The organism is Citrobacter sp. B72, from assembly GCF_016894305.1.
In the GTDB taxonomy this organism is placed as follows: domain Bacteria; phylum Pseudomonadota; class Gammaproteobacteria; order Enterobacterales; family Enterobacteriaceae; genus Citrobacter; species Citrobacter portucalensis.
In genome coordinates this window covers 1,403,349-1,420,220 of the sequence record NZ_CP069801.1, presented here as the reverse complement: position 1 = coordinate 1,420,220, position 16,872 = coordinate 1,403,349, and the positions used below count along the sequence as shown (strand labels likewise).

10 protein-coding genes are annotated in these 16,872 nt (G+C 54.3%); all 10 read right to left on the bottom strand.

Going from position 1 to position 16,872, the window contains the following annotated elements:
- Nucleotides 1-276 precede the first annotated feature (276 nt).
- The 10 genes from der to JQN59_RS06670 all read right to left on the bottom strand — a co-directional run bounded on the left by der (nt 277) and on the right by JQN59_RS06670 (nt 16,748).
- Entirely contained in the window at nt 277-1,749 is a 1,473-nt protein-coding gene (gene der / locus JQN59_RS06715; protein ID WP_003835168.1) for a ribosome biogenesis GTPase Der, read from the bottom strand.
- Nucleotides 1,750-1,867: 118 nt separating this feature from the next.
- Nucleotides 1,868-3,046 (bottom strand): outer membrane protein assembly factor BamB, encoded by a 1,179-nt coding sequence (gene bamB, locus JQN59_RS06710; RefSeq protein WP_008785453.1) that lies wholly within the window; start codon nt 3,044-3,046, stop codon nt 1,868-1,870.
- A gap of 10 nt (nt 3,047-3,056) precedes the next feature.
- Nucleotides 3,057-3,677 carry a YfgM family protein gene (locus JQN59_RS06705; RefSeq protein WP_149607870.1) on the bottom strand — a complete coding sequence of 207 codons (621 nt, stop codon included), beginning with the start codon at nt 3,675-3,677 and terminating at the stop codon, nt 3,057-3,059.
- A 13-nt stretch (nt 3,678-3,690) separates the two neighbouring features.
- A complete protein-coding gene (hisS, locus tag JQN59_RS06700; protein ID WP_003835173.1) occupies nt 3,691-4,965 on the bottom strand; it encodes a histidine--tRNA ligase in 1,275 nt (424 codons plus the stop codon).
- Nucleotides 4,966-5,075: 110 nt separating this feature from the next.
- Nucleotides 5,076-6,194, bottom strand: a complete 1,119-nt coding sequence (gene ispG / locus JQN59_RS06695; RefSeq protein ID WP_003037720.1) for a flavodoxin-dependent (E)-4-hydroxy-3-methylbut-2-enyl-diphosphate synthase — start codon at nt 6,192-6,194, stop codon at nt 5,076-5,078.
- Between the two features lie 26 nt (nt 6,195-6,220).
- Complete coding sequence (gene rodZ, locus JQN59_RS06690; RefSeq protein WP_008785454.1) at nt 6,221-7,219, bottom strand: cytoskeleton protein RodZ; 999 nt, start codon at nt 7,217-7,219, stop codon at nt 6,221-6,223.
- Nucleotides 7,220-7,502: 283 nt separating this feature from the next.
- Complete coding sequence (locus JQN59_RS06685; RefSeq protein WP_008785455.1) at nt 7,503-8,669, bottom strand: bifunctional tRNA (adenosine(37)-C2)-methyltransferase TrmG/ribosomal RNA large subunit methyltransferase RlmN; 1,167 nt, start codon at nt 8,667-8,669, stop codon at nt 7,503-7,505.
- Between the two features lie 251 nt (nt 8,670-8,920).
- On the bottom strand, nt 8,921-9,352 hold the full coding sequence (gene ndk / locus JQN59_RS06680; protein ID WP_003037710.1) for a nucleoside-diphosphate kinase: 432 nt from the start codon (nt 9,350-9,352) through the stop codon (nt 8,921-8,923).
- Nucleotides 9,353-9,500: 148 nt separating this feature from the next.
- Nucleotides 9,501-11,813: a peptidoglycan glycosyltransferase PbpC gene (pbpC, locus tag JQN59_RS06675; protein WP_149607869.1), complete on the bottom strand. Its 2,313-nt coding sequence runs from the start codon at nt 11,811-11,813 to the stop codon at nt 9,501-9,503.
- Nucleotides 11,814-16,748 (bottom strand): alpha-2-macroglobulin family protein, encoded by a 4,935-nt coding sequence (locus JQN59_RS06670; RefSeq protein WP_149607868.1) that lies wholly within the window; start codon nt 16,746-16,748, stop codon nt 11,814-11,816.
- Nucleotides 16,749-16,872: the final 124 nt, after the last annotated feature.

The following is a 16,872-nucleotide window of genomic DNA, read 5'->3' as shown; positions in this document are numbered from 1 at the left end:
TGCGTGTAAACACCGCGATGTACGCCAGCCAGTTACGTATCTGACCGATTTTTTACATGCGGCGAAAAGTTATTTAACCATTTGATAACCTAAGGCTAGTTTTGTCTAGTACCAGCCCCCGGACTTTAAGATGAAAACTCGACAAATGTCTACTTTCTTAGATTTAAACTTGGCAAAAAACGAATAGTGATTGACTTTACACAGGGGGGAGATCAGCAATGGGCAGACGAAAAAAAACCCGCGACAAGCGCGGGTTTTTATCAACATCAGCAACGATTATTTGCTTTTTTTAATGTGCTTAATCAAACGCTTACGTTTACGCATCTGGGTCGGCGTCAGTGTATTACGTTTATTCGCAAACGGGTTTTCCCCTTCTTTGAACTGAATACGGATTGGCGTCCCCATCACGTCCAAAGACTTGCGGAAATAGTTCATCAGATAGCGCTTGTAGGAATCCGGCAGGTCTTTGACCTGGTTGCCGTGAATCACCACGATTGGCGGGTTATAACCACCAGCGTGGGCATATTTCAGCTTCACACGACGACCACGCACCAGCGGCGGCTGATGATCTTCTACTGCCATGGTCATGATGCGCGTCAGCATCGCGGTGCTCACTCGACGTGTGGAGCTATCGTATGCTTCACGGACCGATTCAAACAGATTACCCACGCCGCTACCGTGCAGCGCAGAGATAAAGTGTACGCGCGCAAAATCAATAAAGCCCAGACGGAAGTCCAGCGTCTCTTTGACCTGCTCTTTTACTTCCTGCGTCAGGCCATCCCACTTGTTGACTACGATAACAAGTGAGCGCCCACTATTGAGGATAAAGCCCAGCAGCGACAGGTCCTGATCGGAAATCCCTTCACGCGCGTCAATCACCAGCATCACCACGTTGGCATCTTCAATTGCCTGCAGCGTTTTGATTACTGAGAATTTTTCTACCGCTTCGGTAATTTTGCCGCGCTTACGCACGCCCGCGGTATCGATGAGCACATATTCGCGTTCATCGCGCTGCATCGGAATATAAATACTGTCACGCGTGGTTCCCGGCATGTCGTAAACCACTACGCGGTCTTCGCCGAGAATACGGTTAGTAAGCGTGGACTTACCTACGTTCGGACGGCCGACGATTGCCAGTTTAATCGGCAAATCCTGCGGGTTGAAATCGTCTTCAGGCTCTTCTTCGCCGTTTTCTTTGGCTTCAAGCTGCGCCCAGTATTCTGCGTCTTCATCCACTTCTTCCTGAGGAGCAACGTCATCCATCCACGGCAGCAGAACATGCTCCAGCAGGCTGAGAACGCCACGACCATGGGACGCCGCGATCGGATAAATTTCACCCAGCCCCAACGAGTAGAAATCAACAACCGCCTGGTCAGGATCGAGTCCGTCAGTTTTGTTGGCGACCAGGAACGTCGGTTTCTGGCGCGAACGCAGATGTTTAGCAATAGCTTCATCCGCTGGCATCAGGCCAGCGCGTGCATCCACCATGAACAGCACAACGTCTGCTTCTTCGATAGCCAACAGCGACTGTTCCGCCATACGGGTTTCAACACCGTCTTCGGTGCCATCAATACCGCCGGTATCAATACAGATAAACTCACGGCCTTCAATTTCCGCACGACCGTACTTACGGTCACGAGTCAGACCCGGGAAATCCGCAACCAGCGCATCTCGGGTGCGAGTTAGACGGTTAAATAACGTGGATTTGCCAACGTTAGGGCGCCCGACAAGCGCGACCACAGGTACCATGTTTAAAGCCTCATTTAAAAAATCATCAGACAACGGGCACATTTTTTGCCCCGTTGTTAAAAACAGTAAAACGGCCCCTGCACCAGGAGCCGTTTTTCAAAGCGAGCGGCCGGGACGATTAACGCGTAATAGAGTACAGCGTACCGTCTTTCGCCTGGATCAGCAGTTTACCATCAGCAGAGACCGGCTCGGTCAGGAAACCTGAGCTGTCGACTTTCTGCTGGGCAACAAAACGACCATCGTCAACGTTAATCCAGTGCAGGTAGCCTTCGCTATCACCGACGACCAGATTGCCATTATACAATACCGGGGACGTCAGCAGACGGTGCAGCAGATCGCTTTGCGTCCACAGCGTCACGCCGCCATCGGTGGTCAGCGCCAGTACGCGGTCATTCTGGTCAACCAGGTAGATACGGTTACCGTCGACGATGAAATCATTCACCGAGCCCAGTTCGCGTTTCCACATAATTTGACCACTGCGCAGATCCAGCGCCGTCAGGTTACCATTATAAGCCAGCGCGTAAACAACGCCATTGACGATAACCGGCGTGGTATCAACGTCGCTCAGACGATCGATTTCCGTTGGGCCTGTCGCCTGAGAGATACGCTGCTGCCAAATCATCTGGCCTTGCTGCATCAGCACGGCGCTCACGCGACCGTTATCACCGCCGACAATAGCTGCGCCAAAGGCGGTTGCCGGAGCGGATTCACCACGCAGAGACAGGGAAGGCATGTCGAGGTTAACGGTCCATTTGATGGCGCCATCAGCTTCGTTTAATGCCTGCAACTGGCCGTTGCTGGTGTGGATCAGTACTACGCCATCGCTCACAACAGGACGAGACAGCGCTTCACCGGCGACTTTCGTCTGCCATGCGGTGGTACCGTCGCTGGTATTCAACGCATAAACCTGTGCTTTTTCGCTGCCAATGTAAACATGTCCGCCAGACACGGTTACACCGCCAGAAAGCTGTGCAGATGCACGGGAGAACCAGCCGTCTTTCTCACCCAGATTCACAGACCAGACTTCTTTACCGTCGCCTGCGTTCAATGCTTTCACTACACCAGCGCGATCGGCTGCATAGACAACGTTATCCGCCAGCGCAGGGTGAAGATTGGAATAGAAATCACCAATACCGTTACCTACGGAGGTGCTCCATTCCGTAGACGGAGTAAACTGGTTTTCAACCACCGGTAATGGGGACATCTTAACGACATCTTCTTCGCCACTAAACAGTGAACAGCCGCTCAATAGGGTAACGGAAAGCAGCCCTGGCAGAAGTAATTTACGCAATTGCATCGGGTCCCTCTCAGATGGACAAATTATTGATTTTCATCTGCATCATTTCGCTCAGAGCAGGAGAGGCATCGCTTTTCACACCCGCTTCCCATGCGCTACGCGCACCTTGTTTGTCGCCTTTGCTCAGCAACGCTTCACCGCGCAGATCGGCAACAATAGCCGTCCACCCTTCACCTTTAATGGTGTCGAGTGTTTTCAGCGCGGTATCAGCCTGTTTAAGCTGAACCTGAACACGAGCCAGACGCAGGTTAATCACCGCTTTGAGATTTTCATCGCTGGTCGCAGCCAAGCCCTGTTGCAGCTGACTTGCGGCTTTATCAAGTTCATTTTGGTCAACAAACTGCTGCGCAAGTTCCAGTGAAGCTAGCGCGCCGTAGGTATTTTTATTCTCTGCAGCAAATTTCTCAGCGGCAGGAATGCTGTCCGGTTTACCCGCGCTAACCGCAGTCACCGTATTTTGATATGCCAGAGAAGCAGAGCGTGCGGACTCCGTCTGATGGCTGGTCCAGTAACGCCAACCAACCAGCGCGCCAACCCCTAAAATGATCCCAACAGCCAGCGCCTTGCCGTTTTCAGCAAAGAAGCGTTTTACCGCATCAACCTGGTCGTGTTCGTTCTCGTAAATTTCCACGCTGTCCTTCTCCTTAGCCCAGTAAAGTGCGCAAATGCGCGGCAACGCTATCCTGCGCTACTGCCGTTTGCTCACCAGAGCGCAAATCCTTCACTACAACAGTACCGTCAGCCACTTCGGACTCGCCCAGTACCAGTGCAACGCGGGCGCCCCACTTATCGGCACGGGCAAACTGTTTCTTAAAGTTGCCGCCACCGTGGTTTGTCATCAGTTTCACACCAGGAACTTCATCGCGCAGACGTTCTGCAAGCGTCATTGCCGCCGACTGCGTGTCCGCCCCTGAAGCGACCAGGTATATATCGACAACAGGATCTGCGTTAAATTCCGGATTAACTGCCTGAACTAACAAAACAAGTCGTTCCAGCCCCATAGCAAAGCCCACGGCTGGCGTTGCACGACCGCCAAGTTGCTCTACCAGACCGTCGTAACGACCACCGGCACACACGGTGCCCTGAGAGCCCAGGCTGCTGGTGACCCACTCAAATACGGTGCGGTTGTAGTAATCAAGACCACGAACCAGACGCTGATTGACGGTGTAGGCAATGCCTGCGGATTCCAGCAGTTTGCACAAGCCCGCGAAGTGCTCGCGAGAGTCGTCATCAAGATAGTCGCCCAGTGCAGGTGCGTCGTTAAGCAGCGCCTGTACTTCCGGGTTTTTGGAGTCGAGAACGCGCAGCGGATTGGTGTACATACGACGCTTGCAGTCTTCGTCCAGTTTCTCTTTGTGCAGTTCCAGGTAGGCGACCAACGCATCACGGTAGTTAGCGCGGGCTTCAAGCGAACCGATTGAGTTCAGCTCAAGGCTAACATGCTGAGAAATACCCAGCGCGCGCCACCAGCGAGCGGTCAGCATAATCAGCTCCGCATCGATGTCCGGGCCTTGCAGGCCAAATACTTCGACACCCAGCTGATGGAATTGACGATAGCGTCCTTTCTGCGGACGTTCGTGGCGGAACATCGGCCCGATATACCACAGACGCTGTTCCTGATTGTACAGGAGACCATGTTCGATGCCGGCGCGTACGCAGCCCGCAGTCCCTTCAGGACGCAACGTCAGGCTGTCGCCATTACGGTCCTCAAAGGTATACATCTCTTTTTCAACCACGTCGGTGACTTCACCGATCGCGCGTTTGAATAACGGGGTCTGCTCTACAATCGGCAAGCGGATTTCACTGTAACCGTAGCTACCGAGCACGTTTTTGAGAGTGCCTTCAATGCGCTGCCAGATGGCGGTTTCGCCAGGCAGATAATCGTTCATGCCGCGAATGGCTTGAATGTTTTTTGCCACGTTTATTCTCTTTATGAATATAAAAATGAACCCTCAGCGCTAACCCGAACAATGCGGGCGCCATGCGGGTTCAATCATACACGGGAAGCACGCCGCTTCCCATCACGTTGTTATTTTTCAAGCTGCTGCACGTCGATACGACGCGCTTCGTCCAGAATACTCGCTTTAGCGCGGATGCGGGCTTCAAGCTGCGTAATCATATCGTCGTTATCGAGTCTGTCCTTACGCACGCCGTCTTCATACAGGCCGCTTTTCTTGTTACCGCCCGTCACGCCCAGCGTAGAAACCAGCGCTTCACCAGGACCGTTTACCACGCAGCCGATGATCGAAACGTCCATTGGCGTAATGATATCTTCCAGGCGTTGCTCCAGCGCGTTAACCGTACCAATAACGTCAAACTCCTGACGCGAACAGGTTGGACAAGCGATGAAGTTGATCCCGCGCGCGCGAATACGCAGCGATTTCAGGATATCGAAACCCACTTTGATCTCTTCCACCGGATCGGCTGCCAGAGAAACACGCAGCGTATCGCCGATCCCTTCAGATAACAGCAGGCCAAGGCCGATCGCGGACTTCACCGAACCACTACGCAGGCCACCGGCTTCGGTGATCCCCAGATGCAGCGGTTGATCGATCTGTTTCGCCAGCAGGCGATAGGATTCTACGGCGAGGAAAACGTCAGATGCTTTAACGCTGACTTTGAATTGATCGAAGTTCAGACGATCGAGGTGATCCACATGGCGCATAGCGGATTCCAGCAGCGCCTGCGGCGTCGGTTCGCCGTATTTTTCCTGCAGATCTTTTTCCAACGATCCGGCGTTGACGCCGATACGGATAGGAATATTTTTATCACGAGCGCAATCCACCACCATGCGAATACGCTCTTCACTACCGATATTACCTGGGTTAATACGCAGGCAATCAACACCGTATTCCGCCACCTTCAGCGCGATACGATAGTCGAAGTGAATATCGGCAACCAGCGGGACGTTAACCTGCTGTTTGATAAGCTTGAACGCTTCTGCGGCATCCATTGTCGGTACGGAGACACGAACAATGTCTGCGCCTACGCGTTCCAGCGCTTTAATCTGATTAACCGTCGCTTCCACATCCGTGGTACGCGTGTTAGTCATAGACTGTACGGCGATGGGCGCACCATCGCCGATCGGCACGTTCCCAACGTAAATGCGTGTCGATTTTCTACGTTGAATTGGAGCCTGGTTATGCATTAAAAAATCTCCCGCATTGCCGTCTGTTACTGAGCCGGTGATTGTTCGGCATTAACGGTCAGACGTGCAACCTGGTTAGTTCTGATAAAACGACTCAGATCGACAGGTTTACCCTGGAACTGAATCTGCACTGCCGCCGGGGCGCCAATTTTCAGTTTGTACGGCGCTTGACCGGTCAGGTTTAGATTGCCGTCTTTACGCTGCATCCCGCTGAACAGTTTTTTACCGGTCGCATCGGTTACTTCCAGCCAGCAATCGGCGGTAAAGTTCATCACCAGCGCGTTAGGATCGGCTACAGGTGTAGTCACACCTGCCTGATCGGTCGGCAGAGGAGCCGCTGTAGCTGGCGCTGTTGGCGCTGCGGTTGCGGTATCGACGTTAGCCTGAGATGGCGCAACAACGGCGTTCTGTTGCGCATCAGCGGCGGGGGCCGGGGTCGCAGCAACGTCTGGCGTTGGCGCTGCGTCCGCTACCGCACCATCGTCAGGAGCCGGAGGGGTATCCTGCCCTGCTGCTGCGCTGGTATCTAACGGTACGTTCTGCGCACCCTCTTTACCGGCATTCAGCTCAGCAGAGGATTGATCGGCCATGGTGGTGATCTCTTCCTGCTGTGCTTTATGGTTCTGCCACCACCAGGCGCCTGTCAGTCCGACAACGACAAACAGCACAAGCCAGGTAAAGGTCATTAACCAGCCGTCGCGTTTCTTACGACGTTTGCCGAGCGAGAAGCTCTGCATCGGTGCGACTTTAGCTGGTCGAATCGGAGCCTGTTTTTCCAGCCCTGGCAACAGTTCTTCTTCAGGAATATGCACCAGACGCGCATAAGAACGGATATACCCGCGCAGGAATGTTGAAGCAAGATCGGCTGGCGCCTTATCCTCTTCAATATCGCGTACCGTGGAGACCTTCAGGCAAAGTCGCTCCGCGACTGCCTGCTGGCTGAATCCGAGTTGTTCACGGGCATTGCGCAGACGAACGCCGGTGGATAGTGTTTCATTTTTGTCGTGCGTGGCTTCAGTATTCATTCGCTACAGCTGCGTAAATTTGGGTTCTGATGCCGGCGAGCCACAATGCTCACCCACACCGCGAAACATCTGGTCAGTTAACCTTCGTCAGACAGTATAAAACGGTCAGACTATCAATGACAAAACGGCGTAAACCTGAGGGCTAAACACTTGTTACGCCGTTACATACTGCCTTAAAGTCGACAAAAACGCACCGTTATTATTGACCTGACGACGACAACAAAAAACCTCATATGGCTTACGTTGCACTACGGTACAGGAATTATACCGTAGTGCGCCAACATCAAACGGTCTTAATCTCGATAGCGTCGCCCTGCATACGCTTACGCAGAGTACGCTTGGTACGGTCGATAACATCGCCCGCCAGCTGACCGCAGGCTGCATCGATGTCATCACCACGTGTTTTACGCACGATGGTAGTGAAACCATAGCTCATCAACACTTTGGAGAAACGATCGATACGGCTGTTAGAACTACGGCCATACGGCGCGCCCGGGAACGGGTTCCACGGGATCAGGTTGATCTTACACGGCGTATCTTTCAGCAGTTCTGCCAGCTGATGCGCGTGTTCAGTGCCATCATTGATGTGATCTAACATCACATACTCAATGGTTACACGACCCTGGTTAGCGTTGGACTTCTCCAGATAACGACGAACCGCGCCAAGGAATGTTTCGATATTGTACTTTTTGTTGATAGGTACAATTTCGTCACGAATTTCATCGTTCGGCGCATGCAGAGAAATCGCCAGCGCGACGTCAATCATATCACCCAGCTTATCCAGCGCAGGGACAACGCCTGAGGTGGATAGCGTGACGCGACGCTTGGACAGCCCAAAACCGAAGTCATCAAGCATGATTTCCATCGCCGGAACTACGTTGGTCAGGTTGAGCAGCGGCTCACCCATCCCCATCATCACCACGTTGGTAATAGGACGCACGCCCGTAGCCTTTACCGCACCGACGATCTTCGCCGCGCGCCAGACCTGACCAATGATCTCCGATACCCGCAGGTTACGGTTAAAGCCCTGTTGCGCCGTAGAGCAGAATTTACACTCTAATGCGCACCCGACCTGTGAAGAAACACACAGGGTCGCACGATCGTCTTCCGGGATATACACCGTTTCAACGCGCTGATCGCCAACCGCGATAGCCCATTTGATCGTACCGTCAGAAGAACGCTGCTCTTCCACCACTTCCGGGGCGCGAATTTCAGCCACTTCTTTCAGCTTGTTACGCAGCACCTTGTTGATGTCAGTCATGTCATCAAAGTTGTCGCTGCAATAGTGGTACATCCACTTCATGACCTGATCGGCACGAAACGGTTTTTCGCCCATCTCTTTGAAGAATTCGCGCATTTGCTGACGGTTCAGATCCAGCAGGTTAATTTTTCCATTTTTATTTGGAACCGCAGGAATGACGACTTCAGAGGTGTTAACTAATTCAGACATAATTTTTTCCGGCCTCGTTGTTACACGTTGTGGCCCGTGGAGGGTTAAAAAGAAACACCCCGGCAAGCGATCTGCTCTTCCGGGGCGTTGCATTGTACAAAGTCTGGCGCAGGGATGCCACGTTTGCACGAAGCATTAGCGAAAATAATATGTAAAGGAAGATCGTAGGCCTGATAAGACGCATCAGCGTCACCATCAGGCAAAGCAGAGCCGGATGCGCAAATACTTATCTGGCCTACCCCACGAGCTTATTAGCGAGTGCGCGGGCAAACCTCACCTTCACCAAAGAAATAGGCGATTTCGCGCGCCGCTGACTCAACGGAGTCGGAACCGTGAGTACCGTTCTCGGTGAAGCTGTCAGCATAGTCTGCACGCAGAGTACCGGCCAGCGCATTCGCCGGGTTGGTTGCGCCCAGCAGATCACGATGACGCTGTACGGCATTTTCGCTTTCCAGAACAGAAACAACGATCGGACCGGAGGTCATGAATTCAACCAGACCGTCAAAGAACGGTTTGCCATCGTGCTCAGCATAGAAGCCACGTGCCTGCTCAACGGTCAGGTGCAGCATTTTAGTGCCGACAATTTTGAACCCTGCTGCTTCAAAGCGCGCAAAGATGCTCCCAATAACGTTTTTTGCCACCGCGTTTGGTTTGATGATGGAAAAAGTACGTTCAATAGCCATGATAACCTCTGTAATGTGTTCTGTTGTTGTCTATATAGATGTACGACCTGGCGCGGATTATAAAGAGCATCCCGGCAATTGACTATTGATGAAGGTAACATTTCTTTAAAATAAGATGAATTTTAGCAACAAACAGTCACCAACTGGTCTACTGCATCGAAAATCTCACCGTCGCTACCTGACCAGCGTCATCCATCACCAGCAATTGATAATCCCCTTTAGTCACCAGCCGTAGCGTAAGACGACGCCCGCGTTCATCCAGCCTTTCACCGTTAAGAAACCACCAGCGTTCACCGCTCCCACCGCTGGTTTGCACCGGCAATGAGGCTTGAGCAGAACCGGGTAAACGCTTCACAATCGCGCCATCACGAATGCCTGTCAACTGCAACGGCTGCGAAGCGTCTTGCCCCAGCGGCGGACATGTGGCAGAAACTGGCGGTAATCTCTCCCCACGGCGTTCTGATTCCGGTAGCCATGGCTCCAGCGGCAACGGCCAGACGATTAACGTTTGCTCGTGCGCCTGCGGGCAATCCGCCGCCACACGTTTGCCTTCATCATCCAGCCAGACAGGAAAACGAATGCCATTAACCCCTTCCTGCTCGGGCAATAATAACGTTGGTGGCTGACTGCCATCCAGTAACCAGGTTGCCAGACGGCGACGGCAGTTGCTGTCTCCGGGGGCAAGGGATTGCCCACCCGGCCAGCACACCACGCCGCGACGCACGGAATCAGGACGTGGATCTTCCGGCTGATTGGTCCCGCGAGAGAGCAAAAGATTGTTGACCTGATTGAGCAGCGGCACGGCGCTGGCAAATCCAAACTGGCCCACCACCGGCGTTCCGTCTGGTCTGCCAGTCCAGATACCGATCACATAACGAGCATTAACACCAATCGCCCAGGCATCGCGATAGCCATAGCTGGTGCCCGTTTTCCACGCCAGCGGAACCACTCTGCTCAGTGCGTTATCCGGCAGCGGTTGCGCTTCGTCGGCCATAATACGGCGAATAATCCACGCCGCACCCGCCGACATCAACGGACGTTCAAGCAGTGGGTCACCCGGCTGCAGACGTAGTTTTCCCGCTTTTCCCTGGCGGGCAAAGGCGCTGTACGCTGCGGCCATATCTTCCAGCCTTGCCCCCGCACCACCTAAAATCAGCGACAGATTCGGCGCGGCCCCTGCGGGCAGATACAGCGGTAAGCCGACATTACGTAACGATGCGGCAAAGCGCTTCGGACCATAGGCTTCAAGTACCTGCACGGCGGGTAAATTCAACGACCTTACCAGCGCTTCGCTCATGCTCACCGGGCCATGAAAACCGCTGTCAAAATTCCCCGGTCGATAGTCCCCGGTTCGCCGCGGGACATCCTGCAACAACGAAGCGGGATGAATGAGTCCGTCATCCAGCGCCAGGCCATAAACAAACGGCTTCAGCACCGAGCCGGGCGAACGGATCGCATTCACCATATCCACATGACCAAAGCGGGAGTCGTCATTCATATCTACCGACCCCACCCAACCACGCACGCTCATATCGGTGTGATCGACCACAATCATTGCCAGCGAACTGCGAGCAGGTAAACGCCCCTTCCAGTTCTGCGCCAGCTCTTCCAGTTGACGCTGCAATCCGGCATCAAGGGTAGTTACGATTTTATCGCTCCGGCTTTTCCCCAGCATCATGCGCGAGAATAATGGCGCTAACTGCGGCATTTGCCGGGGTGCCAGCCAGACCGGCTCTTCACGCGACTCCTGTACCTGTCTGGCATGCCAAATACCCTGAGTCGCCATACGTTCGAGCACTTTATTACGCGCCGCCTCAGCACGGTCCGGCCAGCGATCCGGACGCAGGCGACTCGGTGCCTGTGGCAACACAGCCAGCAATGCGGCATCGGAGTAACTCAATTGCGCGGGTGATTTACCAAGATAGGCCCAGCTTGCCGCCCCCACGCCCTGCAGCGTACCGCCAAACGGCGCACGGTTGAGATACAGTGTCAGGATGTCGCGTTTGGAGAGATGCCATTCCAGCTGCAATGCGCGCCAGAGCTGGCGAAACTTGCCGCCGAAGGTTCGCGGATGGGGATCGAGTAATCGTGCGACCTGCATGGTGAGCGTACTGCCGCCCGAAACCACACGCCCAGAGGAGAGGTCCTGCCATGCTGCGCGCAGTACTGAAAAAGGATTGACGCCAGGATGCTTCCAGAACCAGCGGTCTTCGTAGTTAATTAGCGCCTCAAGGTAGCGGGGCGACACCTCATCAATCGTTACCGGATACCGCCAGATACCTTCGGCATCGGCAAAGCGCCAGAGTGGCGTACCATCATGTGCCACCACGACCCGTGCCGGATCGACTTCGCGCAAGGGCAGCGGCCAGATTTTATCTGCCGCCCAAACTGCCGACACAATCAATAGCGCAACGGCTGCCAGCCAGAGCCAGCAGCCGCGTTTACCCAACCGGCGCATCATTTACGGTCTGACAATCAAAAGTCCCTCTGTCGCACCGGTCGCGCGCCACTGCGGAACATACATTGATTCCACCTGTGGGACGGGAACCTGGTAGGTCCCCGGCGTTACCGCTCGCGCCAGATACACCAGCGTAACCGGTTGTCCTTCATTGACCGCCACCGCAGCGACAAAGCGATCGTCACGGAACTCAACGTGCTGGATATCTGCCTGCTGCATCTGATTAAGCAAATTCGCCACTTCGCTACCGCTATCCTGCAGGCTGGCGCTGCCGTTGGCCAGATTCTGGTTTTCCAGTTCCAGTCCTGCTGGCAGTAAATCGACCACCAGCGCATCCGGCACGTTCTGGCTGGCTTTCACCTCCAGCCAGACCAGCACCAGCTCGCCGCTACGCAGAGAATCCAGTGATTTACTGTTTCCGTCGAGCCCCAGGATTTGACGCTCAATATGCAGAACGTTGCTGGCAGGTGTCGGTGAGGTTTGCGGATAACCGCTCACATCCAGACGCAGCCACAGCGGTTGATTACCGGTATTGGTGACGCTCAGCGTAGACAGCGCATCGACATCCAGATTACGCGTCTGTGATTTCTCCCCGGCTAACGGTTGCTCCGAGAGTGACGTTTGCGCCTGCCATGTGCCTGGCAAGTCCTGTAACGTACGCGCGGCAAGGAACAACGCATTATTTTCCTGAGTCGAGAGCCAGCGCTGCCCAAAGGCCTGTTCTGACAACGTGTTCAGCAGCGTATTCTGCACGTCAGGTTTGAGCTTGTTCTCTTCGAGCAAGGCCAGCATCAACGCGTTATCCCGTAACGCACTGCCGTAATCCGCCATCCACTGTTGCGTATCGCGGCGCGGCGTATTCAGCGCCAGCGTCAACGCCTGTTCACTGCGGTTAGCATCGCCCATATTTTTCAGCGCGATCCCCAGTTGTAACAGCGGTAAACCAGAGGCCGCTTGTGCACGACGCTCCCAGATCTCACGCAATGCGCCGAGCGGGGCTTTTTGCTGACGCGCCAGAACCAACGCGGCGTAGGCTTGTACGGCAAACCGGCTTGCTGAAGAGTCGTCGGTATAGCGAATCGACAACATTCCGGGATCCTGCAAATAGCGCAGCAGCCGCTCGTTGCCACGGTTAATGACCTCTACCGGGACGCTGTAGCCCTGTTCATTTGCCCGAACGAGGAAATCCATGACATACGCGGTCAGCCAGTACTCTTCCGACCCGTTTTTATCCCACAACGCGAAACCGCCGTTATCACGCTGCATCTGCACTAAACGAGAAATCCCAATATCGACTGCAGCACGGCGTTTTTCATCGCTATCACCCACAATACCTAACGCCTTCAATTGCGCAGCGTTGGTGTATAAGGATGGGAACAACCCGCTCGCCGTTTGCTCCAGGCAGCCGTAAGGGTAAGCCTTCAGTTCGCGGATATAACGCGCCAGATTTAGCGGCGGCTTACCGCTGAACAGCAGTTGCCCCTGCATCGTTGCAGGGGAGAAGTTGGTCAGTTCTTCGCCCGGAAGCTGCCAGGTTGCGCCCGGCTGAAGTGCGACACCGTTATTAACGGTTTGCGCCGGGAACGCCGGACGCACGCCAATCTTCCACTGTTTATGCTGAACTGGCAGCGTTTCACCCGGTAAAGTCAGACCGCTAATTTCTGCCTGAATTTCGCCATCGCTAAACCCCTCCCGCGCACGCACCGGAATAAACAACGTAGTCCGTACGCCTGGTGCCAGATTCAATGGAGCAGGATCTTGCCCCATCAGCTCCAGTAAACCGCTGGCCGCGAGCTTAATATTCAGTGTTTGCGGTTTGTCAGTCAGGTTAGTCACGTCCAGCGTCAGTCGCGAGGTATCGCCTCCCGCCAGAAAACGCGGCATATTCAGTTCAGCAATTACCGGCGCGGCAACAATCACCTTGCTTTCACTGCTGCCAAAGTCATCCGCCGTCCAGGCCTGTGCCATTACCCGTAGCTCGCCGTTGAAATCACCAATCGGTAGCGTCACCGTACCTTCGCCCTGCTCGTTGAGCGTGACCGGCAGCGCCTGTTGCGCCACGATATTGACGTGATTAACCGGTGGCTTACCGCCGCGCTTTAATTCATCGCCATCACCACCAAAGCGCAGTGCCGCCAGCCGCCCTTGCCCTTCGATCACCTGGCCGTAAATATCATAAATATCCGCGCCATAGCGTTTTTGTCCGAAAAATGCCTGCCACGGATCTGGCGTGGCGTAATCGGTAATGTTCAACACCCCGCTATCAACGGCAGAGACCAGCACGTTAACCTGTTTTGGTACGTCGCCATTTTTGACGCTGGCTTTAATCTTGACGGTCAACGGCTGATTTGGCCGTATTTTCGCCGGGTTTTCCAGCGCCAGCGCCAGACGACGGTTTTCATCACCTAACGGCAAATGCAGTAAACCAACCGCCCGTTTTGGCGTGGCCGAACGGGACTTGTCGCCAGGACGAACCACCAGCGCACTGAGATACAAATCGTGGCGATTCCAGGTTTTATCGATCGGGATGGAGATATCGAGACCATCCGCCGGTACGTCTATTTCTTGCCACCACAGCGGGCCTTCGCTGGATTCCACCATCGCATAACCTTTGCCAGCAGCGGGAGCGGCAACGTGCAGCTTCATGGTATCGCCAGGACGATAGCTGGGTTTGTCCAGTTTCAGAGTCACGCGATCGGGACGCACGGCCCCACTGCCGTCGCTGTTATCCTGCCAGCTATAACCTGCCCAGAAGCGTACGCTGCTCACCGCATCATTCGGGGCTTTCACTTCCAGACGATAGGCACCCCACTCAACCGGGAAGCTGACTTTACCGGTTTCATCGGCCTTAAGATCCAGAGTCTGCTCACCTTCAACCAGATCCTTTTGATCGAACTGTGATTGCCAGCCCTCGCCTTCAGACCAGTTCCAGTAATAATCCCGGCGCTCGCGGATCAAACGCACCTGCAAACCGGACACCGCTTTTTTCTCGCCCTGCGCATCGGCATAAACAATGTCGAAAGCGGCGTTGCTGTTTTCATCAACGATAGGCTGATTCACGGTGGTATCAGTGCGGTAGTCATAGACGGCTTTTGCCGCAAACTGCGGACGAATACCCGGCAGCGTGTCCGCAGGCCAGATGGCTTGTTCAGCCCGACGCGTCACCGGGCGGCCACCTGACTCCAGCAGGCTGGCTTGCAGGATCACCTGTAACGGGGAATGCGTCTCCTGCCATTGGCTGTTGGTGGTCACTTCGCCGCGACCGTGTTCATCCAGCGTAAGCTGAACTTCATCGAGGCTGCGGGACAGGTTTTCTTCAGCAATATTACCAAACTGGAACCCCGGTAATGCCTGCACCGCTTCGCGCAGCGGGCGCAGGAAAAGCTGCCCTTGCAGAGCATTGCCGTTAGCAGGCGCGCCGTACAGGTAGTAGCCCACTACCGAGAACTTCACTTCATCAGCCGGAGCTACCGGAATCTTATTAGCGGAGAGATTGAGCGCCATCCGCTCAGGCATAAAATCTTCGACGTGGAAATCCCACATCCGTGACTGGTTGTCGCCCGTATTAGCACGAATATGCCACATACCGGTTGGCGCGTTGGTGTCCAGCGGCCAGCTAAAGCGATACAGACCGTTCTCCGGCTGGCTAACCACCGAACGTAACACTTGCCCATCGGGCTTCACGACCTCCAGCTTCACCGGCTGGTCGGGCAACGTGTTGCCGTCGCTGTCACGCAGTAATCCGTTGAGGATCACCGTTTCGCCAGGACGATAGAGGTCACGGGGACCAAACATAAAGAATTGTTTGCTGTATCCCGGTGCACCGGCAATATCAAATTCAGCCAGATCCAACGCCGGGAGTTTCAAATCCAGCAGCGTGGTTTGCCCGTCTTTGCGGGCCAGCAATAAAGCCGCGTCTTTATCAGTCTCCAGTTTGACATGACCCTGCGCGTCGCTGGTAGCCTGCGCCAGCGTCTGTCCTTTTTCGTTGAGTAACGTGACCTCAATACCCTGCTGCGCAGCGCCGTTTTCCAGACTCTGCGTAAAGACATCCAGTTGATTATGGTAACGGTGTGCAGACACACCAATATCGCTGAGCGTGAACAGCGTAGCGGCATTACTGTAGTTGTATTGTCCAGCCTGATTCATCACCGCGATGTAAACACCTGCTTGCTGCAACGGCTTGATATCGCTCAGCGGCAGCAGCAGCTTCTCACGGGTGTTACGCGCAGGATTGAGATCAAAGCGTCCGGTATACACCAGTTCCGCCATTTTCAGTAGATTGTCAGATTCCCAGTTCGTCAACGAATTGCGGTATTCCCACTGGCTGACAAATGCGCCGAGCGATTCAGGCTTCACGCGAAAGAAGTTCACATCCACACTGTTAACGTTGAGGGCCATTACCGGCAGGCCTTCAATTACTTTTCCCGGCAACAGCGAGCCGCGACTGGCAAACCCAACGCTTGGCTGTACATCGCGGGTGGTAATGTTTTTTTCATAATCAATAGCGAACGTCGCTTTATTCAGCGCCAGCAAATCACGCTCAATGGTCACCACCAGTTCCCGGTTAGGTTCCAGATGGCGTAAGCGCAGCTCTTTCAGATTTGGCGCCAGCTCCCAGGCACCATCCACTTTGCCGCTTTTTTTATCAACAACGTGCACGACGCGGGAAAAATCTTGTTCTGGATCGAGGGGAATGGAGAAGGTCAAAACGAGCGTTGCCGCACCGTCGAGCTGGACCTCTGAGGCATCCAGCAACGTCAGCGACTTGCCCTGGCTCTGTTGCACCAGCTTTTGTAATTGGGCCTTGTCTTTTACTGGCGCAGTCTGGGGAGCTGGCGAGTCAGGTTTCGCAGCCGTCGGTGATTTTTCGTTATTATTATCGCACCCGACCAGTGCCAGCATCAGCATGCAGGCCGCTACGCGTAAATGTTTCATTTTTCATCCCTGGCCGTAGTGGCCCGTTAGCTACGTAGAACAACTATTATGCGTCAGATTTCCGGCTGTGGAAGTCAGTAACTGAACAACGTTGTCTTAATTTAAGTGATTAATGTGGATTCAC